16 protein-coding genes and 1 tRNA gene are annotated in these 20,843 nt (G+C 38.4%); 6 read left to right on the forward strand and 11 right to left on the reverse strand.

All coding sequences use genetic code 11. The annotated features are described in order from the left end of the window. Positions 1-105 precede the first annotated feature (105 nt). Positions 106-1,695 carry a peptide MFS transporter gene (locus I597_RS00475; protein WP_035325495.1) on the reverse strand — a complete coding sequence of 530 codons (1,590 nt, stop codon included), beginning with the start codon at positions 1,693-1,695 and terminating at the stop codon, positions 106-108. 41 nt (positions 1,696-1,736) lie between these two features. Beyond that, positions 1,737-3,926, reverse strand: a complete 2,190-nt coding sequence (locus I597_RS00480) for a S9 family peptidase (protein WP_035325497.1) — start codon at positions 3,924-3,926, stop codon at positions 1,737-1,739. Between the two features lie 174 nt (positions 3,927-4,100). On the opposite strand from I597_RS00480, the gene I597_RS00485 reads away from it, so the two are divergent. Both I597_RS00485 and I597_RS00490 read left to right on the forward strand, forming a co-directional pair. Next, complete coding sequence (locus I597_RS00485) at positions 4,101-5,414, forward strand: hydroxymethylglutaryl-CoA reductase, degradative (RefSeq protein WP_035325499.1); 1,314 nt, start codon at positions 4,101-4,103, stop codon at positions 5,412-5,414. Positions 5,415-5,425: 11 nt separating this feature from the next. Beyond that, positions 5,426-6,340: a GYDIA family GHMP kinase gene (locus tag I597_RS00490; protein ID WP_052111795.1), complete on the forward strand. Its 915-nt coding sequence runs from the start codon at positions 5,426-5,428 to the stop codon at positions 6,338-6,340. An 84-nt stretch (positions 6,341-6,424) separates the two neighbouring features. Here the strand turns inward: I597_RS00490 and I597_RS00495 are convergent, their stop codons facing one another. The 9 genes from I597_RS00495 to I597_RS00535 all read right to left on the reverse strand — a co-directional run bounded on the left by I597_RS00495 (position 6,425) and on the right by I597_RS00535 (position 15,107). Then, entirely contained in the window at positions 6,425-8,566 is a 2,142-nt protein-coding gene (locus I597_RS00495; protein WP_035325505.1) for a peptidylprolyl isomerase, read from the reverse strand. Between the two features lie 77 nt (positions 8,567-8,643). Further along, a complete protein-coding gene (locus I597_RS00500; RefSeq protein ID WP_035325506.1) occupies positions 8,644-9,942 on the reverse strand; it encodes a hemolysin family protein in 1,299 nt (432 codons plus the stop codon). Continuing rightward, a complete protein-coding gene (locus I597_RS00505; RefSeq protein WP_021778176.1) occupies positions 9,942-10,136 on the reverse strand; it encodes a hypothetical protein in 195 nt (64 codons plus the stop codon). The genes I597_RS00500 and I597_RS00505 overlap by 1 nt, the downstream gene beginning before the upstream one ends. After that, entirely contained in the window at positions 10,133-10,705 is a 573-nt protein-coding gene (gene lptC / locus I597_RS00510) for an LPS export ABC transporter periplasmic protein LptC (protein WP_021778175.1), read from the reverse strand. The genes I597_RS00505 and lptC overlap by 4 nt, the downstream gene beginning before the upstream one ends. Continuing rightward, entirely contained in the window at positions 10,705-12,084 is a 1,380-nt protein-coding gene (locus I597_RS00515; protein ID WP_035325508.1) for a tetratricopeptide repeat protein, read from the reverse strand. Before I597_RS00515 ends, lptC begins: the two co-directional genes overlap by 1 nt. Before the next feature lie 17 nt (positions 12,085-12,101). Continuing rightward, positions 12,102-13,349 (reverse strand): membrane protein, encoded by a 1,248-nt coding sequence (locus I597_RS00520; protein ID WP_035325511.1) that lies wholly within the window; start codon positions 13,347-13,349, stop codon positions 12,102-12,104. Then, on the reverse strand, positions 13,342-14,067 hold the full coding sequence (locus I597_RS00525) for a type III pantothenate kinase (RefSeq protein ID WP_035325514.1): 726 nt from the start codon (positions 14,065-14,067) through the stop codon (positions 13,342-13,344). Before I597_RS00525 ends, I597_RS00520 begins: the two co-directional genes overlap by 8 nt. A gap of 69 nt (positions 14,068-14,136) precedes the next feature. Continuing rightward, positions 14,137-14,913 (reverse strand): M90 family metallopeptidase, encoded by a 777-nt coding sequence (locus I597_RS00530; protein WP_035325516.1) that lies wholly within the window; start codon positions 14,911-14,913, stop codon positions 14,137-14,139. Between the two features lie 121 nt (positions 14,914-15,034). Further along, positions 15,035-15,107: transfer RNA gene (locus I597_RS00535), tRNA-Phe, on the reverse strand. A 252-nt stretch (positions 15,108-15,359) separates the two neighbouring features. On the opposite strand from I597_RS00535, the gene I597_RS00540 reads away from it, so the two are divergent. From I597_RS00540 to I597_RS00555, 4 genes are all read left to right on the forward strand, one after another. Continuing rightward, positions 15,360-15,695 carry an arsenosugar biosynthesis-associated peroxidase-like protein gene (locus tag I597_RS00540; RefSeq protein WP_013750118.1) on the forward strand — a complete coding sequence of 112 codons (336 nt, stop codon included), beginning with the start codon at positions 15,360-15,362 and terminating at the stop codon, positions 15,693-15,695. 79 nt (positions 15,696-15,774) lie between these two features. Then, positions 15,775-16,830: an arsenosugar biosynthesis radical SAM (seleno)protein ArsS gene (gene arsS, locus I597_RS00545; RefSeq protein WP_013750119.1), complete on the forward strand. Its 1,056-nt coding sequence runs from the start codon at positions 15,775-15,777 to the stop codon at positions 16,828-16,830. Between the two features lie 91 nt (positions 16,831-16,921). Next, the gene (locus tag I597_RS00550; RefSeq protein WP_052111796.1) at positions 16,922-17,527 is read left to right on the forward strand and encodes a TIGR04282 family arsenosugar biosynthesis glycosyltransferase; all 606 of its coding nucleotides are present in this window, start codon (positions 16,922-16,924) and stop codon (positions 17,525-17,527) included. A gap of 67 nt (positions 17,528-17,594) precedes the next feature. Then, on the forward strand, positions 17,595-20,810 hold the full coding sequence (locus I597_RS00555) for a SusC/RagA family TonB-linked outer membrane protein (RefSeq protein ID WP_035325522.1): 3,216 nt from the start codon (positions 17,595-17,597) through the stop codon (positions 20,808-20,810). The last annotated feature ends 33 nt before the right edge of the window (positions 20,811-20,843 follow it).

Raw genomic sequence — 20,843 nt, forward strand, 5'->3', positions numbered from 1 at the left:
TTATTTAATTATTAAGTCTGTCTAATTACTAGATTCTTACAGACAAAAAACGTTCCACAATATAGGGAACGTTTTTCTTTATTCATATTGTGTACGATTATACCATTATCGTATACCGTGCATCATTCTGATAAGTGTTTTATTTAATAATAACATTACTACACCTGCTCCTGCTGGTATCACTGTAAATATTAAAAAGAATGTTGCCATACCGTGCTCCTCAACAATAGGATCTATATAACTACCCGTTATACCCGCAGCTGTATTTGCAATAAAGTTTGCTACAAACCAGATCCCGAACATAAGTCCTACTAGTTTTGCTGGCGCGAGTTTACTCACATAAGATAATCCTACAGGAGATACACATAATTCACCTAGCGTGTGAAAAAGGTATGCTAATACTAAAAATACCATACTTACAGAAGCTGTCTTTGCTCCTAATGGAATACCCATAGACCCAAAAGAAAGAATACCAAAACCAAGACCTAATAAAATAAGACCTATAGCAAACTTTACAGGTCCACTAGGGTTGTATTTACTCTTCCATATTTTTGAAAATAATGGTGCAAAAGCAATGATAAAGAATGAGTTTAAGATACCAAACCAAGAAGCTGGAACCTCTGGAGCATCATCTGCAAACTGGCGAGATAACATCCAGATTACAATACCCCATATTACTACAAAACCTAATCCTAAAATGATATTAGACAATGCATACTTACCATATGTTTGTTTAAATAACATACCTAGTACCCAGGTAATAATAATCATAGGTACAACGGTGAGAAGCGTGTTTATTATTTTAAAGGTCATACCACTACTTCCTTCTAGCACTCTATCTGTATAGTCTGCTGCAAAGATGGTCATAGATCCTCCTGCCTGCTCAAATGCCCACCAGAAGAAAATTGTAAAGAATGCAAGTACACTAATCACGATAAGTCGATCACGAGTTACCTTAGACTTCTCTGCATCATCTATAACGCTATCTATAGCTTCTGCAGCGTTTTCTACGCTATCTTCTATAACATCATCAAGCTCGTCTGCTTTTGCTGGCTTAGAACCTATTTTACCAAAAATACCTTGAGCAAAATAGAATTGTAACATCCCTACAAGCATAAAGATTCCTGCAAGACCAAAACCATAGTGCCATCCTACAGACTCACCTATGTAACCACATAATAAAATACCTAAGAAAGCTCCAGAGTTAATACCCATATAGAATATAGTATACCCCGCATCTTTTTCCTTTCCTTGGTCTTTGTAAAGCTGTCCCACCATAGAAGAAATATTTGGCTTAAACATACCATTACCTACTATAAGCAACACAAGTCCTGCATAGAAGAAAATATCTGAGCTTATCTCAAAAGCCATAGATGCGTGTCCTAGTGTCATTAAAAATGCACCTATGATAACGGCTTTTCTATACCCTGTAATTTTATCGGCTATTAACCCTCCAAAGATTGGTGTTACATAAACTAGCCCTGTGTAGAAAGCATATAATTGTAATGCCTCTGCACGCTCCCAGCCCCAGCCGCCATCAAGTACTGCCGAAACTAAAAATAAAACAAGTAATGCGCGCATTCCGTAATAAGAAAAACGCTCCCACATCTCTGTAAAGAAGAGTACAAAAAGACCAGAAGGATGTCCTAAAACAGTCTTTTGATTGGTTTCAGAACCACCGAATTTATATTCCATATTGTAATTAATTATTTAGTGCTAATATAAGTCGTTTATATCTAAAGTTTTTCTTTGATAAAATCTGTCATCATTGTAAATAGGTGTAAACGTGTGTTACCTCCGTAAATACCGTGATTTTTATCTGGATAGTTGAAGTAATCAAACTGCTTGTTTGCCTGTACTAGTGATTCTACAAGTCGCGTTGCGTTTTGCACGTGCACATTATCATCTGCACTACCGTGCACTAGTAAAAAGTCTCCCTCTAGCTTACTCACGTGACTCATAGGTGAGTTATTATCATAACCACTTGCGTTTTCTTGTGGGGTTTGCATATAACGCTCTGTGTATATAGTGTCATAAAATCTCCACGATGTTACCGGTGCAACAGCTATAGCCATCTCAAAGGTATCTGCTCCTTGAAAAAGACAATTTGAGGCCATAAAACCTCCATAACTCCATCCCCAGATACCTGTACGATCTTCATCTATGTAAGCACGCTTGCTCAACTCTTTTGCTGCAGCAATCTGGTCTTGTACTTCGTACTTACCTAGCTCTTTTTGAGTTACTTTTTTAAAGTCACGCCCTTTTAATCCGGTTCCTCTTGGATCTACACAAACTACAATGTAGTCGTTTTGTGCTAGCATATGAAACCAGTAATCGTTAGACGTATCCCACTTATTTGCCACACTCTGTGACCCTGGTCCAGAATATTGTGTCATAAACATAGGGTACTTTTTAGATGGATCAAAATCTGTAGGCTTAATCATATAAGCGTTAAGCGATACTCCATTTACATCTATCTCAAAAAATTCTTTTGGAGAGATATCATAACCTGCATATAAATCTTTTAAGGCTTGATTATCTTTTATAACGCGTATTTGCTTTCCATCTTTTGCGCTGTTAAGTGTAAAGCGGTATGGTGTTGTTGTATTTGAGTATGTATGTATAAAGTTGCTGTAGTTTGCACTAAAGTCTGCACTGTTAGTTCCTTCTTTATCTGCAAGGGCTTGTTTCTTTTTACCATTAAGACCTATAGCATACACACCACGGTTAATAGAACCATTTTCTGAGCTTTGGTAAAAAATACGTTTTGTACCGGCATCATAACCATAATAACCAGTCACTTCCCAATTACCAGAAGTTACTTGATTTTTTAAAGACCCATCTGCATTATGGTGATAGATGTGATTCCATCCATCTTTTTCGCTTGTCCAGATAAAGCTATTGTCATCTAGAAAAGTAAGATTATCTGTCACATCTACATATGCTTTATCTGTTTCTAGCACGGCAAGTGTAGTCTGGTAGGTGCTCGCATTAAAAAGCGAAAGCTTTAAAGTATCTTGATGACGATTAAGTGTTTGTACAGAAAGTACATTAGAATCTTTTGACCAAGAGATGCGTGGTATGTAGTACCCTGCGTTATCACCTAGATTAATTTCTACATCTTTTGCTTTACGACTATCACCTGTATCTAGGTTATGCAAGCGTAGGCTGACTTTTGCGTTAGGCTCTCCAGCTTTTGGGTATTTAAAAACAGTCTGTGTCTGGTATAATTTATTACCATATACATCCATTGAGAATTCTGGAACTTCACTCTCATCAAAACGTATGTAAGCAATTTTCTTACTATCTGCACTCCAGTCAAAGGCGCGCACAAAGCCAAATTCTTCTTCATACACCCAGTCAGTGATTCCGTTTATGATGCTATTTTTCTTTCCATCTGTAGTGAGTTGTTGTGTTGCTCCAGAGGCTATATCAAATACAAAGAGGTTATTATCCTTTCCATAAGCGATTTTCTTTCCGTCTGGTGAAAATGTAGGTTCTTGAATAAGATCGTCAGATACTTTAGTCAGCTTTCGCGAAAGCGTATTCCACACATAATATTCTCCCAGCGTAGATCTTCTAAAGATAGATTGCAATTTTGTAGCCAGTAACACCTGCTTCTCATCATCACTAAACTCATAGCTTATAAAGTAATCAAGCCCCTCGATATCTGCACTACTTACAGCCGTACGCACTTTCTTGCCCGTATCATAGCTGTAAATATCTACACTACCTGTGCGGGTTGCTCTATCAAAGTTTTGTACAGCATACTCTTGACCATTTGCCATAGAGTGTATAGACTGTAGTCGCTCTGCTCTAAAAGTGCCATTTTTCCAAATATCTTCAAGGCTTATTTGTTTTTTTTGCGCAGTTGCGCTCTGGATTGCAAGAAGAAATACAGCAATCAAAAAGGTATGTAATCTCATATATTTTTACCAATTGTGTAAAGTATTTCAATTTTACTAAAAATAAGGCAGAAAACCCTGCTTTTTGCTGTTAAAAACCTTCAGAATGTTAAGAACTCTCACCGCTATAATCACGCATTAGACTTAGGTTAACCACATTCTCATTATCTTTATCACTTTCTAAAAAACTGCTTAATGACAAAGGCGATATCTGGTTTTTCTAAACTATCAAAAACTGAGAAGATTACGTGGCTTACCACAAACTTCTTTAACAATTCTGAGACAGCAACCCAGACTTTAACCTCATACTGGAACACAGATGCAAAGCTCCAGCAACTGCACGATGAGTTTATAGAAAACACCATCACAAATTACTACCTACCCCTAGGAGTAGCGCCTAATTTTACCATAAACGACACCATCTACACCATCCCGATGGCTATAGAAGAAAGCTCTGTAGTTGCTGCGGCGAGTAAGGCTGGTAAATTCTGGCAAGAGAGAGGCGGCTTTAAAACTACCGTTCTAGGCACCACTAAGGTAGGACAGGTACACTTTACTTATGATGGTGATAAAGAAGACTTACAGCAGTACTTTGATAAAATCACACCAAAGCTCAATGAAGATGTAGAAGAGATTACGGTTAATATGAAAAAACGTGGTGGCGGCATAAAAAACATCGCCCTACGAGATAAAACAGCCGCTGTAGATGATTACTACCAGCTGCACTGCACCTTTGAGACGCTAGATGCAATGGGTGCAAACTTCATAAACAGCTGTTTGGAGCAATTTGCAACCACTTTTAAAGAAGGGTTTGAGGCAGATGCCCGCTTTCGCGAAAGCGGAAACACATTAGATATCATTATGTCCATTTTATCTAACTATGTTCCAGATTGCCTTGTACGTGCAGAGGTAAGTTGTCCTGTAGACCAGCTCACCGAAAAAGATATAGACGGTGAGACCTTTGCCAAAAAATTTGTTCAAGCAGTTACCATTGCCGAAGAAGAACCTTATCGAGCTGTCACCCACAACAAAGGAATAATGAACGGTATTGATGCCGTAATACTTGCAACTGGTAATGACTTTAGGGCAGTTGAGGCAGGCGTACACGCGTACGCAGCAAGAGATGGACAGTATAGAAGCCTTACCCACGCAAGCATAAAGGATGGCATTTTTACCTTCTGGATGGAGATACCACTAGCGCTAGGTACTGTAGGAGGCCTTACTAAACTGCACCCACTTGTTAAGTGGAGTATGGAATTACTGGGTAACCCTTCTGCAAAAGAGCTTATGCAAATTGTTGCAGTCGCCGGTCTAGCTCAAAACTTTGCAGCACTTAAGTCGCTCACCACAACTGGCATACAGCAAGGGCATATGAAAATGCACCTTATGAACATTTTAAACCAGATGAATGCGACTCCAGATGAGAAGCAACAAACGATAAATCACTTTAAATCAAACATCGTTACTCATAGTGCAGTTGTCACTTTTATAGACGAACTACGCTCATAAAATCTCGTTTTTTGAAACACCATTATTACAGTCACGGCAAACTATTACTCACCTCAGAATATCTTGTTCTAGATGGGGCACAAGCACTAGCGCTACCAACAAAAAAGGGACAGCATCTAGATATAAAGCCCATAGATCAAGAAGCAATCATATGGCGTAGTTATTTAAGCACTGGAGAGCTGTGGTTAGATTATAAGTTTAGCTTTCCCTTAGATAGTAATGATGGAAGAGGAGATGCCATTTACGAGCGCCTTTTAAGTATTTTACAAGCTGCACAAAAACTCAACAACTCATTTTTAAATACACGACAAGGCTATGGGATCGAGAGTACACTAGAATTTCAAAAAGACTGGGGGCTAGGCTCCTCTTCTACTCTACTCGCAAACATTGCCAGATGGGCCTCTGTAGACCCTTACAAGCTACTTGATATGACCTTTGGAGGTAGCGGGTATGATATCGCTTGCGCCACAACAGAGAGCGCTCTCATCTATCAAAAAACCAACACGACACCTATAGTCACACCCGTGACATATAGCCCGCATTTTAAGGAAGAACTTTACTTTGTTTATCTTAATAAGAAACAAAATAGTAGAGAGAGCATACAACATTATAGGAGTCTTGATCAAAACGCCCTAGCTGAGGAGAGGGCTAGATTTTCTAGATTTACACAAGACCTTTTGAGTTGTAAATCCATTGTGGCTTTTGAAAAACTACTTTCAGAACACGAGGATAATTTGTCTCGCATTCTTAAAACACCCACAATAAAAACACAACTTTTTGCAGATTATCCTCGCGCTATAAAAAGCTTAGGAGGCTGGGGAGGTGACTTTGTTTTGGCAATAGGAACAGCTTCTCAAATGGATTATTTTAGAAACAAAGGGTATGATACTATCGTGCCTTATAAAGAAATGATACTGGGGGAATAACGCTTTCGCGAAAGCGTAAACACACACCAAAAAAAAGGCTCGAACAATAATTGTTCGAGCCTTTTTTACTTGAAATACAATCTACTAGTAGAATGTAGCTCTGTTATCTTCAATATCTGCAGCTTCTTTAAGAGCGTTAAGAACTTTTGTACTTACAGCTGCTCTAGATTTTTGAGCCTGCTGACCTGCAAAAGCAGCGTAGTTCTCTAAGCCTGGTGCTTCAGAGACTTTTACAACCTCTATTACATATACTCCTCTTGATCCTTCTATAGGTGAAGACACTTCTCCTTCTTTTAAACCGAAGGCTGCTCCTACAACTTTAGGCTCATTTCCTGCTCCAGCGATAGTAGGCGCATTCATAGATACGGCACCAGCTGTTTTTACAGTTGTTCCTTGAGATTGTGCGATTTCAGAAAGTGTTGATCCAGAAATTTTATTTTTAATAATCTCTGCTTTCTTCATATTACGTATGATAGGCGTCACCTGTAGTGACACATCTTCTACTCTCTCTGTACCTGCAGGCGTTCTACGTGTAACCTGAGCTACTATGTATCCATCATTTGTAGCAAAACGCTTGATATCTCCTACATTAGTATCTTCTTCAAAAGCCCATTGTACAACAGTTCTCTGTGCTCCTTCTCCAGGTAGCGTTTCATCCATAGCACGTATACGTTGTACTGGACGTACTGCATAACCATTTTCTGTTGCTACAGTTTGAAAATCTCCTTCGGCAGCAGCAAGTTCAAACTTTTGAGTTGTGTTGTAAATATTAGAAATCGTTTTATCTGAAGGTACTATTTCCTTCACTACAGTTGCAACCTTAATTACATCTTGTACGTTCTTTTGGTCTACGATGTTAATTACGTGGTAACCAAAATCTGTTTCTGCTACTCCTATTGTTCCAGCTCTATTATCTACAATAAAGTCTCTGTATCCAGCTGCAAAAAGATTAGGATTTTGGTAATCTAGATCTCCACCATTGTCACTGTTTGACTTATCTGAAGAAAACTCTTTTGCAAGATCTTCAAACTTGTTTTTGTTTCTTTTTAAAACAGAAAGTAAGCTATCTGCAAGCTTCTTAGCATCTTCTTTAGATCTTGTTGCAGAAGAAGGGATAGGTCCTCTAGCCGTATTTGTAACAGCTCCTTGAAAATCTATAAGGATATGACTTGTCTTTACAGAGTCTGGCATTTTTCTCACGTCTACAACACGAGAAAGATTCATATATCTACCGTCTTTATAAGGACCGTAAACTCCACCTTTACCTAAGGCAAAAAGTGTATCTGCATTAGTAGAAGGTAAATCTTTCTTAAAGAACCAACGATCTACAAATGGTACATCTGAGTTGTCTATAAGAAACTCTTCTATCTCTTCTGTCTTATCAAATCCAGCAAAAGTTTCTGTTACTCCTGTTGCACCGTTACGAGCTGTATACTCATTTCTTAATTTTGAAAGCTCTGCTTTAAGCGCATTCTCATCTTCTAGAGATGCTTCTTCTACAAATTTTACAAAACGTATAGAGCGTGTCTCCTCTGTTTGAAATTCATCTTTATGTTCATTTACATAATCTTGAATCTCATCTTTACTTACTGGAGCCTCTTCATCTGGCACAGATGTGTACAACATTTGTACATACTGAATATCTACCGTATTATTATCAAGCTTATAGGCTACCTCTCCATCCTTAAGAGTGGCTCCTACACCAGCTCTTACTAGGTTATAGTAAATCTCTTGCTTTTCTTGATTTCTTAAGCTTTCTTCAAAAACTAACCACGACTGGTAATCACCAGGGTTTTGGCTATCTTTTAAAGTAGCAATAAACTCTTGCATTTTTGCCTCGCTAAAGAATCCGTCTCCATCTTGAAAACGCACATCATTTTGAAGTGCCTGCTTAAGTAACTCTTGCGTGCGGTCTTTACCTACTTGTATACCTAACTCTTCATACTGCTCTTCAAGAAGTACTCTGTTTACCTCCTGCTCCCATACAGCGTTTACGGCTTTTGTAGTAGAACTATTTGCTCCTGCTCTACGCGTTTGTGCCTCTACCTTTGTCGCAAAATCTTCACGATCTAGGTTTACACCGTTTATAGATGCAACACGGTTTTGCTTATCTGCATTAAAACCTCCACTATCTAAGATAGATGAGAAGATAAATGCAAACAGTGCAAGTGCGATAATAATGATCAAGAAGATACTCTTGCTACGTATTTTATTTAAAATTGCCATTGTATGTTGTTTATGCTATAATAGTGGGCGAAAATACCATTATTATAGCATAATAAAAAATAAAAAAACAAGGCAATTTAGTCTTTAGATATACGGACTTCTAAGAGTTCTATTTTTGTGTTTGAAGTCTCTATGATGTGAAAGATTATTCCTTCTATCTCTATAGTCTCCCCCTCTTCTGGAATTTCTTCTGTATGACTAACCACGAGACCCCCTAAGGTCTCATAATTTTCACTTTCTGGCAGATCAAGTTTATACGTTTCATTAAGGTAGTCTACCTCGTGTCTAGCAGAAAGTTTGTAGCTAGAACCGCTTAACTGCTCCTCTACTAGTGCGACTGTATCGTGCTCATCTTCTATCTCTCCAAAAAGCTCTTCTACAATATCTTCTACCGTCATCATCCCACTAGTACCTCCATACTCATCTATAACTACACAGATACTTTTGCGTTTTTTTGTGAGCACATTAAGCACATCTTTTACCAGCATAGTCTCCGGGACATATACTACTGGCATTAAAACACTGCTTATCGTTTTTGGCCTTTTAAAAAGTTCAAAAGAGTGCACATAGCCTATTATATCATCTATTGTATCTTTATAAACGAGTATTTTAGAAAGTCCCGTTTCTATAAAAATCTTATTTATTGCAGTAGGTGTCGTGCGCTCATCTACGGCTACGATCTCTGTGCGTGGCAACATCACTTCTCGTGACTTTACCTCAGAAAACTCTAGTGCATTTTGAAAAATCTGTATTTCTGTATCTACTTCGTCGGCGTCGTTTACGGCTTCCATTTGTTCAGAAATGTAATTACCTAGTTCCACTTTCGTGAAAGCTAACTGCACCTCATCTCCATCTGTCTTAAACAAGTATTTAAGAACGAGGTCTGATATCCAAATAATAAATGCGCTTAGTACATAAAATAAGAGATAAAAGAAATAAGCAGGTATTGCAAAAAACTTAAGAAGCTTATTTGCATAAATCTGAAAGAAAACTTTTGGCAAAAATTCGGCCGTGATTAAAATCACTAGTGTAGAAATAATCGTCTGACTGAGAAGGCTAAATTCTTGCACGAAGGTATTGAGCCACGTTAAACTTTCGCCGAAAGGCATATTCTCCAGCCACCCTTGTAAGAGTGCTCCCATAAAATAACCATATACAACCAGGGCAATATTATTACCCAGCAGCATTGTTGCTATAAACTTGGAAGGTTTTGCAGTAAGTTTTTTGAGAACAATAGAGAGAAGATCATTTTGTTTCTTCTCTATTTCGATATGTATCTTATTTGCCGACACATAAGCAATCTCCATTCCTGAAAAAAACGCAGAGAGTATGAGCGAGCAACATATGGTTATAATCTGTCCTTCAAAACTTCCCATTAAGAGTTTTTCCTGTTTTCAAACTTCTTACGGAAATGACGCCTAAAGAAGTACATCCCTACACTCACAGCAAAGAAAAACAAGAACAGATATGCTCTAGAGCGATCTTCACCCCAAAGTGATACTGTTTTATAACCTGCAAGCACGGCAACTATTATGTATACATACTCTGTGTATTTTGCATATCGCATCATAAGTCTTCAGAATTTTCTTTTACGTATTGTTTTGCTACGTTGTTTAAAGATACAAAATTTGTAAAGTCTTCATTTGAGTCAAATAGGTCTCCGTCGTTACGAGAGCCATCTTTAAGAATAAGCGTGTACGGCTGGTCTGTAAAAATCCAACTATTAGATTGATCCCAGTACAGCTGTTGTGCTTTTAAGGTTATAGAGTCGTGCGTAAATAGCACCACATTATCTTGTAGATCTATAAGGTTTGTACCCTTATAGCGTATGGCATAGTTTGAAGTAATTAAATTCTCCTTGCCATCTTCACTTATAAAAGTGACTTCTATTCCATCTGGAAACTCCTCATAAGGAAAAGAGGCATTTGCATAATTTTTTATGTAAGGTGTTTTTAAATGTGCAGTGACTTTACCAGAATCTACATACTTAAGATTAATACCCCTACCTTCTGTAACAGGACCATCAGACTTCATACTTAACCTACGTATATCGTCTGCTTTACTATCACAACTTAAAAACAAAGTCACGGCAAAAGCCGTGACTAAGATTTTTAATATATTTCTATGTAGTAGTGACATTAGTTATTTGGAACTCTTACACTTGATCCAATCCAACATCCTATCTTGATAGTTTGACCAGCTTTTCCAGATGTAAATACATCTGCAGTACTTGGAGCTAAAGCTCTGTAACTTGCTGCTGTCTTATTTGCAGTACCAGCCAGTGATGGACTTACACGTCCAGCTCTTTGCGCTGTACTAGCAGCTAACCAGTATACTGCTCTCTTGTCAAAAGTAGTCTGACCACAGTTATTTGCACTTGCTGCATACATTGCTGCAATTCTTAAGTAAACAATACCATAAGATGGATCTTCACTAAGCGCCTTATTATAAAGACCTCTTGCTTTACCGTAGCTACCACTTTTTCTTGCTTTTTCTGCAAGTCTGTAATAAGCATTTGCTCTTTCTTTTGGATCTGTTTCAAGATCTATAGCTTCTTGGTAATATCTAGCCTCTGCTGCTGAGTCTCCTCTGTTTCCAGCTAAGATACCTAAGTACTTTGCAGATTTTGCAGAAGGCTCAAGTCTGTGAAGATTCTCAACCATTTGCTTAAATAAATCTGTATCTGTACAATCTTTACTTGCAAGACGTCCTGCAGCTTTCTTGATCCACTCTTTATCGTTCTTCATAGAATCAAAATCCTTCTGATAAAGTGGTACAAGGTTCTCACAGTTACCTAACTCTCCAAGCGCTCCATCTGTACTTCCTCCAAAGATTCCGAATGCCTTAAGGTTTGTTTCATAACCTTTTACTCTACGCTTTTCTTTTGCGCTAAGTGCAGTACCCGCTTCTTCTTTTTCTACTAACTTCTGTAATTTTGAATCTAGTGTAGTTGCTTCTTTATTAAGTTTTGCTTGCGTATCATCATAAAGATCAAAAACCTCTTGAAGCTGTACTTGCTGTCCATTTTTATAAAGATCTACTGCTAGCTTAAAACGAGTGTAGATATTTTTTGCACTTGTAATAGAGTTTGCATCCATATTAAATGCATTTTGAAATGCATCATACTGTGCCTTTGGCGTTCCTATTTTGTTATCAAACATTATCTGAGCCTGTGCAGCTGCGTTTTTTCCCTTTGGAGTTTTTGCAGGGAAGTATTGCTCTCTCTTCTTTAAAAACTCGATAAGCTTTTGTGCCGCGGCACCTTTTTCGGCAGGGCTTGCTGCTTTTAGATCTGCTTTAAGTAAACGCTCTCCATACTGGTATAAAGCTAGAGAATAGTTAGGGCAATCTTTTTGAAGTTTTTCAAAAGGTGCTCTTGCAGCCTCATAGTTTTTAACTTTAGCAGCTTCTACAAATATAGAACCCGTCGTAAGGCACTCCTCACTTATTTGTGCATTTACTGTAAATCCGCCAGCTATGACGAGCGCTACAAAAAATGTGGTTAATCTAGTTTTCATAATGTTAGGTTTTACTGTTAATTAAATTTAGATTGGACAAACCATAAGTCGTTTATTGATAAACTTACGCCTACGTTTATAAAGTTTTCTTGTATAAGGTTTGCGTTTGTCGTTCCTCTCTGCCCTACTTCAAATTGTAAGTTAAGATTACTAATTCTTCGTCCTGTAGGTAGTCCAACTCCAAAAGATATGCCAAACTCATTTATATCTTCATTAGACACTACAAGCCCCGTCTCTTCATATCTAAATCCAGCACGATAAGTCATACGCTCCCAGTAACTTGAGATAGAATTATATTTTGGCGTATAAAAACCTCCTACTCTCATTTGTGTTGCATCTTCAAAGGAAACATTATCTGGAGTAAAGGTTCTATTACTAAAACTACTTGTTTGCTGGCTTGTGTACTCACCTCCAAAGAACCATTTATTTTTTTCTCCTATACCAAGACCTACCGTTACTGAAGAAGGAAGATCAAAATCTGTATCTGGAACACTTATTTCTTGTACATCTACATCTTGTAGTAAACCTAGACTATTAAATAAAACCGTAGAAACCTCTCTCTCATTTTCAGTACCTATAGTAGCAGATGGAACATACTTTACTGATGATCTAAGCTCAAGCTTATCACTAATCATTGTTTCATACTGCGCCCCAAGCTCAAATGCTAATCCCGAAAAGTCACTTCTATTAGACTCTCTAGTACCTAGCTCTGCTTCTTCTTGAGATCTTACAGCTTCGTTTTGAATATTTCCAAAGTAGTAGTACATACTTGCTCCTACCGTAAGTCCTTTTGCTAGTGTATAACCTGTAGAAAGAAATGCACGGTTAAGACCACCACGACCTGTAAAGCGGTTAAGCACCTCATCTGTACTATCATCTAACTTATACCCTACTGCCGTATATGGCATAAGACCTATGCTTACCCCTCCTTTTTTCGAAATAGGAAAACCTATAGCCAGATAATCAAAAGTAGATTTTGAAGAACCCTCCTTTGTCGTAGCATCTTCTGCATTTACTTCGTTATGGTTACCTCCTACTGTAAAAGTGGTGTAACGTAGTTTACCTAGTGATGCAGGGTTTAATAAATTGAGGTGCAAACTATCGCTATACGTCTGTATGCCTCCCATAGATTTATTTTCTACGGTTCCTCTAAACTGTTGTATCCCCACTCCGTAAAAAGAATATGGAGAAGTAGTAGCTCCTTCTTGGGCAAGACCTTTAACGGCCATCATCAGCACTGCTACAATAAAAAGTTTTTTAATCATTCTGATATGTTAAGATATAATTGAGGCCCTCAAGCAAAAAATTTGAGTGCGCAAAGATGCTATTTTTTAATCGTTTTGCCAAGAATTCTGCATCACCACCCGTTATTATTACGGTATCCACATTATAATGCTCTTTGTAATGATTTATTGCACCATCTATTTCAAGTAAAGTGCCCTGCACAACTCCAGAGTGTATAGATTCTTCTGTACTAGTACCTATTATACTACCTGGCATTTGTTTTTCTAACAGCGGGAGATTTGCCGTAAGTCTATTAAGTGTCTCATAACGCAAGCGCAATCCTGGTGAGATTGCACCACCTTTATAAGAACCATCTTTTGTTATAAAATCATAGGTAATACAAGTACCTGCATCTATAATGAGTCCATTTTTATGGGGGTGTGCTTTTACAAAGGCTGCTACAAGAGCCATTCTATCTACACCTAGTGTCTTTGGTGTACCGTAGTCATTTGTAAATGGAAGCGCTGTATTGTGTGAGAGTACAATGGTAGGAAAACGTAATTGCACAGATCTAGCTTGCTCATCTGTAAGTCTCCCCACAGAAGATATAATTGCTTTTTTAATAGGATAAAGACCTGTAAACTCACCTACCTCCTCACTAAAGTCTTGTAACGCAAAGTGATGCTTAGCTTGCAAGGCATCTCCTTTATAAATAGCGGCTTTAACCCTAGTATTCCCTACATCAATTATAAGTTGCATATACAATAGTAAGCGTCAAAAATACAAAAGGAAAGCACCCACATTGTTAAGGTAATGGTAAAAATCACCCTAATAACCTGTTACAAAACAAACTTCAAGCATTTTGTACAACTCTGGATGTTTACGTTTAAACAGATCTGGGCGCTCAAAAAAGTACTCTGCCGCCACTGCAAAAAACTCTATTTTACTTGTACCTCCATATTTCCTTATATCAGACGCATCATTATTTATGGCCTCCATCTCTGTGTGCATCATATCTAGCCAAGGGACAATATTTTCTTTACCTAGTAACTGCTCCGGTATACCATCTACCTCACCATCCATCTTATCTAGTAAATGCACAAACTCGTGTATAGCTGTATTTCCTTTATCTGTCTTATTATTAAACCCAAAATGAAGCGCCTTGCGGGAGAGTATCATATGATTTTCAAACTGCCCCGTCCCTACCATACCACCTATAATACGATCTTCGCCCTCTGAGTGATACTCAAGATTTGCATTAAAATAATCTGGATAAATAAGCACCGTATCTAAGTTATTGTAATGCCAGTCTCCAAAGTTAAAAATAGGAATCACCGCACTTGCCGCAACAAACACCTTATCCTTATCAGACAGGTCAAAACCTACAGCCTCTACATTTACTTCGGCAAGAAAGGCCATCATTCTTCTTTTAAAGAATTCCTTCTTTTTAGGCGTGAGTTCTTTGTAAAAAAGCACTTCATCACTTAATAAAGACTCCCACGATGGCGGAAAAGGGTCTGGTGTACGCTTTCGCGAAAGCGTAAAAAGTCCGTAACCCATAAAAACAAATAAGGCTAATCCAGCCAAAAGGAAAAGTATGATCATCTAGTATCTTGTTACCTCTGCAATATATTAGATATCAAACCAAAATCTACGATTGCAAACAACTTATAAAAGTGAAAGTTATAGAAAACAAAAAACCCGATCAAAAGATCGGGTTTTAATGTGGTACCTCCAGGAATCGAACCAGGGACACACGGATTTTCAGTCCGTTGCTCTACCAACTGAGCTAAGGTACCTAAAGCTTTTAGGTGGCTTACGTTTGCAATGTGACTCACACTATTTGTTGAGTTCTATGCGATACTTCTCGTAAGCGGATGCAAATATAAAACCTTTCTGAGACCTGACAACATCTTTTTAAAAAAAATTGCAATTTTTTTTTTCGAGACCTTCTATTTCACAAATTAGAAACCTTATTCTTTATTTCTACGTAAGTAATTGTAGTTAATTACGATTAAGCATATATTCGTATGCTTACATAATATATAACTATGGCAGATCAATATTACGACCCAAAAGATTTAAGAAAATTCGGAAAAATCACAGAGTGGAGTGAAGAGTTAGGAACTAAGTTTTTTGACTACTACGGTAAAGTTTTTGAAGAAGGAGCACTCACCGCACGTGAGAAATCCCTCATCGCACTTGCCGTTGCCCACACAGAGCAGTGCCCATATTGCATAGACGCATATACTAAAGACGGCCTACAGAAAGGAATCACCAAGGAAGAGATGATGGAGGCTGTGCACGTAGGTGCCGCTATAAAAAGTGGTGCGACACTCGTACACGGCGTGATGATGATGAATAAAGTAAATAAACTAGACGGGTAGTTTTACGCTTTCGCGAAAGCGTACTCATACAGATTTCCAACCAAAAGAAATCAACACTACAAACGACAAACATTTTTAAATGTCAGCAACAAAATCACTGAAGAAAGAAGGTAGCGAACTTGCACAAGCAAACAAGCAGATAGAAATTTTATCTAATGGTATTTTCAAAGACGAACTACCTACGTTTGCTAAGAAAATAAAAGAGACCAACCAGCTACCATTACGCCCTAACAAACTAGAAATACTCCAAATAAACGTGGGGTATATGTGTAATCAAGTGTGTGATCACTGCCACGTAGATGCTGGCCCAGATCGCAAGGAGATTATGACTTGGGAGACTATGGAGCAATGTCTAGAAGTGATACGTAACACAGGAGCTCACACGCTAGATCTTACTGGTGGTGCACCAGAGATGAATCCGCATTTTAGACGTTTTGTAGAAGAAGCAAGTAAGGCTGGGATTAAAGACTTTATTGTGCGTTCTAACCTTACCATTATACGTGCCAATAAAAAGTACTACGATCTACCAGATTTCTTTAAAAAACACAATGTACACGTCATCTCATCTATGCCACACTGGACACGTGGTAAAACAGACAAGCAACGTGGTGATGGAGTTTTTGACAAGTCTATAAAAGCATTGCAAGAGCTCAACGAGCGTGGTTACGGTATGCCAGGAAGCGACTTAAGACTAGACCTAGTTTACAATCCATCTGGAGCTTTCTTACCGGGAGACCAAGCAAGTATGGAAAAAGATTTTAAAAAGGCACTTATGGAGGATTTTAATATCCAGTTTCATAACCTTTTTGCAATCACAAACTTACCTATTGCACGATTTTTAGACTACCTCATCGCATCAGAAAACTATGAGGATTATATGTATCAACTCGTAGAGGCATATAACCCTGCCGCGGTAGAGAATGTAATGTGTAAAAACACCATTTCAATAAGCTGGGATGGTTATTTATTTGATTGTGATTTTAATCAAATGCTAGAATTGCCAGTGGCGAGTAGTGTAAAGCACATAAAAGATTATAATGAAGATTTACTTAATGATCGTAACATTATGATCTCTCAGCACTGTTATGGTTGTACTGCAGGCGCAGGAAGTAGTTGTCAAGGAACCGTTGCTTAATACTTAGAAAATCACGACACCAAAAACCGCCATACTCATATTTGCTCAAACAGCAACTACCGAAGCTTCTCGCAAGAAGCTCGGGCAGTCTGTGACTTTATTTAAAGAGCTCAATAGGCAAACTATAGCTACGGCACGCAAGACAGGTCTTCCCTACATTATTTTTTCAGAAAATGAGCAGGTAGGAAACACCTTTGGCGAGCGTTTTACAAATGCGCTTACAGCAGTTTTTAATGGTGGTTATGACCAAGTTATAACCATAGGTAATGACACTCCGCACCTTTCGGCGGGACATATTCTTTTAGCACAAGAAAAGCTTAAACAATCTACGCTTGTTATTGGCCCAAGTATAGATGGTGGTTGTTATTTAATGGGAATTAAAAAAAACCATTTTAAGCCTGAGCAATTTAAAAACCTACCGTGGCAGTCTAGTAAACTGGGTGCAATTATTTCTGATACGCTTTCGCGAAAGCGTACAAACCTTTACCTCCTTGAGACCCTTTCAGATCTTGACACATTTGCAGATCTACAGCAGATTCTTAAAGAGGCCTCCACAATATCAAAGAGAGTATTACAACTTATACAAAACATAGTAAATCAAGGCGTTTCTCTTGATTACCACTCTACAAATCGATTCTTTGAGTCGCTCACTAAAAGTCACTTTAACAAAGGATCACCGTCATTAGTTCATTTTTAAAATTATGTAAACCACAATGGTTTACAGCTATTCTTAGATTTTCTTAATTATCAACTAATACACTCAGATGAAATCTTTTTATCTTAGTATGCTCTTGCTTTTTACAGCAAGTTTGTATGCTCAAACTACCATTACCGGAACCGTTACAAGCGCAGAAGATAACACTACAATACCATTTGTAAATGTCCTTATAGAAGGCACAAACCAAGGAACCATTACAGACGAAAATGGTGCTTACTCCATTACCATACCTACGGATGCATCCGTTTTAAAATTCTCTTCGCTCGGTTATAGCTCACAATTAATCACTGTAGCTGGCAGAACTCAAATAGACGTTGCACTAAGCATCTCCCAGGAGGGACTTGACGAAGTCGTTGTAACTGCTCTAGGTGTAAAACGTAACACAAGAGAACTAGGATATACAGTACAAACCATAAATGCAAAAGATATAGACGAGGTAAAGTCTGTAAACTTTCTGGACAACCTTTCTGGTAAGCTTGCGGGAGTTACCATCACACAAGGCGCAACAGGAGTAGGATCTTCATCACGCATAAGCATACGTGGGGAAGCTTCTTTTTCTAATAATAATCCGTTGTTTGTGGTAGATGGTGTACCTATTAATAACAACACTGTTTTTAACTTCACAAATGAAGCAGCCGCAGGTTTCCAAGAAGTAGATTTTGGGAACGGCGCAATGGAAGTAAATCCAGATGACATTGCTTCTGTTTCTGTACTTAAAGGTCCAAGTGCTGCTGCATTATACGGTACGCGTGCATCAAACGGAGTCATTGTTATTGAGACTAAAGATGGTAGCAAGAAAAAAGGATTAGGCATAAGTATTAACTCTTCTATCTTTTTTGACAGTGCTTTCCAACTTCCAGATTTTCAAAACGAGTACGGACAAGGACAAGGTGGAGTTTTTGAATATGTAGATGGTCTTGGAGCAGGAATCTCAGATAACATCACCTATTCTTGGGGACCGAGACTAGATGCTGGAAATTTAATTCCGCAATTTGATAGTCCGGTGACGCTTGCAGACGGGACGATTGTACGTGGTGGAGATACAGCTTTATACAATGGACTCGCCATCACTCCTACCGAATTTAGGTCAAACCCAGATAACCTAAAAGACTTTTATGAAACTGGTGTAACCACCATAAATAATGTATCTGTCTCTAGTGGATTTGATAAAGGTGATTTCCGTATATCGTTTACAGATCTACGTAGTGAGTCTATCATCCCTGGTGTAAACTTAGATAGACAAACCATCGCAACAAAACTCAATTTTAAGCCAACAGACAAAACTAAAATTAAGGCGAGCATTAGTTATGTAAATTCTGGTAGTGATAACCGCCCATCAAACGGATACGGAAGTGAGAATGTAAATTACTCACTCGTAGCCTGGGGACCTCGCTCTCTTAATATAGACAGCCTACGTGATTACTGGCAGCCAGGTCTAGAAGGCGTGCAGCAGTACTCTTTTAACTACACCTTCTTTGATAATCCGTTTTTTATTTTAGAAGAAAACAGAAACTCTTTTAATCGTGATCGCGTTTTTGGTAACATAGCCCTTACACAAACACTCGCCAAAAATCTTGACCTTACCATACGCACAGGGATGGACTACAGTAGTGAGAAACGACAGTTTTTAAGGAACTTTAGTTCTAACCGTTTCCAGAACGGTGGCTATGCAGAGCACGATGTTTTTTATCGTGAGATCAACACAGACTTCTTACTTAACTATGATAACAAGTTTGGCGACTTCTCGCTAGATGTTAGTCTTGGAGGTAATCGCTTATCACAAGTAGCTTCTACAAAACAGGTGCAAACTACAAATCTTGCACAACCAGGCATCTTTAACCTTAACAATGCCGCATCACCTATAGAAGCATTCCAATTTGAATCTGAAAAACGTATCAACTCTTTTTACGGAGTGGCAAAATTGGGCTACAAGAACTTTTTATATCTAGATGTTACTGGACGTAATGACTGGTCAAGCGCACTTGCAACACCTTTTAGCGCAGATAATACTTCTTTTTTCTATCCTTCGGCTAGTTTGAGTTTCATAGGATCTAACGTTTGGGAACTTCCAGAAGCGATAAGCTACTTGCAATTAAGAGCAAGTGTTGCTCAGGTGGGTAATGACACTAATCCTTTCCAAACTTCTGGAGCTTTTATCGCACAGACTCCTTTTGAAGGCCAGCCTACTTTTAGCGCACAAAACTTTATTCCTAATGCAAACCTTAAACCAGAGCAAACTACATCGTACGAGATAGGTACAGACATACGTTTCTTTAGAGACAGGTTTAATGTAGACTTCACGTACTACAACGCCCTGACCAAAGATCAGATTATTTCCTTACCTATTGCTATTTCCTCAGGCTTTAATCAGCAGGTGGTAAATGGTGGTGAGGTACGCACTTCGGGTATCGAGGTCATTGCGGGCATCACTCCTATCGTAAATGAAAACTTTAGATGGAACACGACCTTTAACTTCAGCACGAACAAATCTGTAGTTGAAAGTTTACCACAATCTGACGGTCGTCTTACCCTTGCCTTTAGCCGTATCTATGACAGCGCAAACCAGACCGTATTTTTCCAAGTAGAAGAAGGCGGGGAAGTTGGCGATATTTATGGAACAGGCTACCTACGTAATGACGATGGTGATTTTATCATTGATAACAACGGTCGCTTTATTGCAGATAACAACCTCAAGAAAATAGGAAACTACACCGCAGATTTTAACTTGGGATGGAACAATGATTTCCATTACAAGCAATGGAGTGCTTCTTTCTTATTTGACTGGCGTCAAGGTGGAGATATTGTCTCAAGAACACGAGCACTAGGTAATGTAGGAGGCCAACTAGCAGAAACAGCTTTTCGCCCAGAAGAGGGAATTATTGCGCAAGGAGTTGTAAACACAGGTACTGCAGCAAATCCAAATTTTGTTCCAAACACCACGGCAGTTTCGGCAGAGAGTTACTACCGTCAGTTTTATGACCGTAACCACGAAGAAAACAACATTTATGACGCCTCGTTCTTAAAACTTCGTCAGTTTTCTATAGGATATTCTTTCAAGCTTAAAGACGGATTTATCGGTCTTAAAGAAGGTGTAGACGTAAACCTATCACTCATAGGACGTAATCTTTTTGCTATCACGGAAAACCCACATTTTGACCCTGAGCAACTTGCAGTACAAGGACAAGGATTTGTGAGCGGAGTAGAAGATTTGAGCTATGCTACAACAAGAAGCTTCGGATTTAAGGCAGGATTTAACTTTTAACGCTTTCGCGAAAGCGTAACATAAAACATTACA

Origin of the sequence: Dokdonia donghaensis DSW-1 (genome assembly GCF_001653755.1) — a bacterium.
Lineage (GTDB): Bacteria > Bacteroidota > Bacteroidia > Flavobacteriales > Flavobacteriaceae > Dokdonia > Dokdonia donghaensis.

Bases quoted from the DNA above. Each gene is read 5' to 3' on its own strand.
- I597_RS00495 (WP_035325505.1), bottom strand. From the start codon at position 8,566: ATGGCAATTTTAAATAAAATACGTAGCAAGAGTATCTTCTTGATCATT.
- I597_RS00555 (WP_035325522.1), top strand. From the start codon at position 17,595: ATGAAATCTTTTTATCTTAGTATGCTCTTGCTTTTTACAGCAAGTTTG.
- I597_RS00485 (WP_035325499.1), top strand. From the start codon at position 4,101: ATGACAAAGGCGATATCTGGTTTTTCTAAACTATCAAAAACTGAGAAG.
- I597_RS00525 (WP_035325514.1), bottom strand. From the start codon at position 14,067: ATGCAACTTATAATTGATGTAGGGAATACTAGGGTTAAAGCCGCTATT.
- I597_RS00505 (WP_021778176.1), bottom strand. From the start codon at position 10,136: ATGATGCGATATGCAAAATACACAGAGTATGTATACATAATAGTTGCC.
- I597_RS00520 (WP_035325511.1), bottom strand. From the start codon at position 13,349: ATGATTAAAAAACTTTTTATTGTAGCAGTGCTGATGATGGCCGTTAAA.
- I597_RS00530 (WP_035325516.1), bottom strand. From the start codon at position 14,913: ATGATCATACTTTTCCTTTTGGCTGGATTAGCCTTATTTGTTTTTATG.
- arsS (WP_013750119.1), top strand. From the start codon at position 15,775: ATGTCAGCAACAAAATCACTGAAGAAAGAAGGTAGCGAACTTGCACAA.
- I597_RS00480 (WP_035325497.1), bottom strand. From the start codon at position 3,926: ATGAGATTACATACCTTTTTGATTGCTGTATTTCTTCTTGCAATCCAG.
- I597_RS00540 (WP_013750118.1), top strand. From the start codon at position 15,360: ATGGCAGATCAATATTACGACCCAAAAGATTTAAGAAAATTCGGAAAA.
- I597_RS00515 (WP_035325508.1), bottom strand. From the start codon at position 12,084: ATGAAAACTAGATTAACCACATTTTTTGTAGCGCTCGTCATAGCTGGC.
- I597_RS00500 (WP_035325506.1), bottom strand. From the start codon at position 9,942: ATGGGAAGTTTTGAAGGACAGATTATAACCATATGTTGCTCGCTCATA.
- lptC (WP_021778175.1), bottom strand. From the start codon at position 10,705: ATGTCACTACTACATAGAAATATATTAAAAATCTTAGTCACGGCTTTT.
- I597_RS00475 (WP_035325495.1), bottom strand. From the start codon at position 1,695: ATGGAATATAAATTCGGTGGTTCTGAAACCAATCAAAAGACTGTTTTA.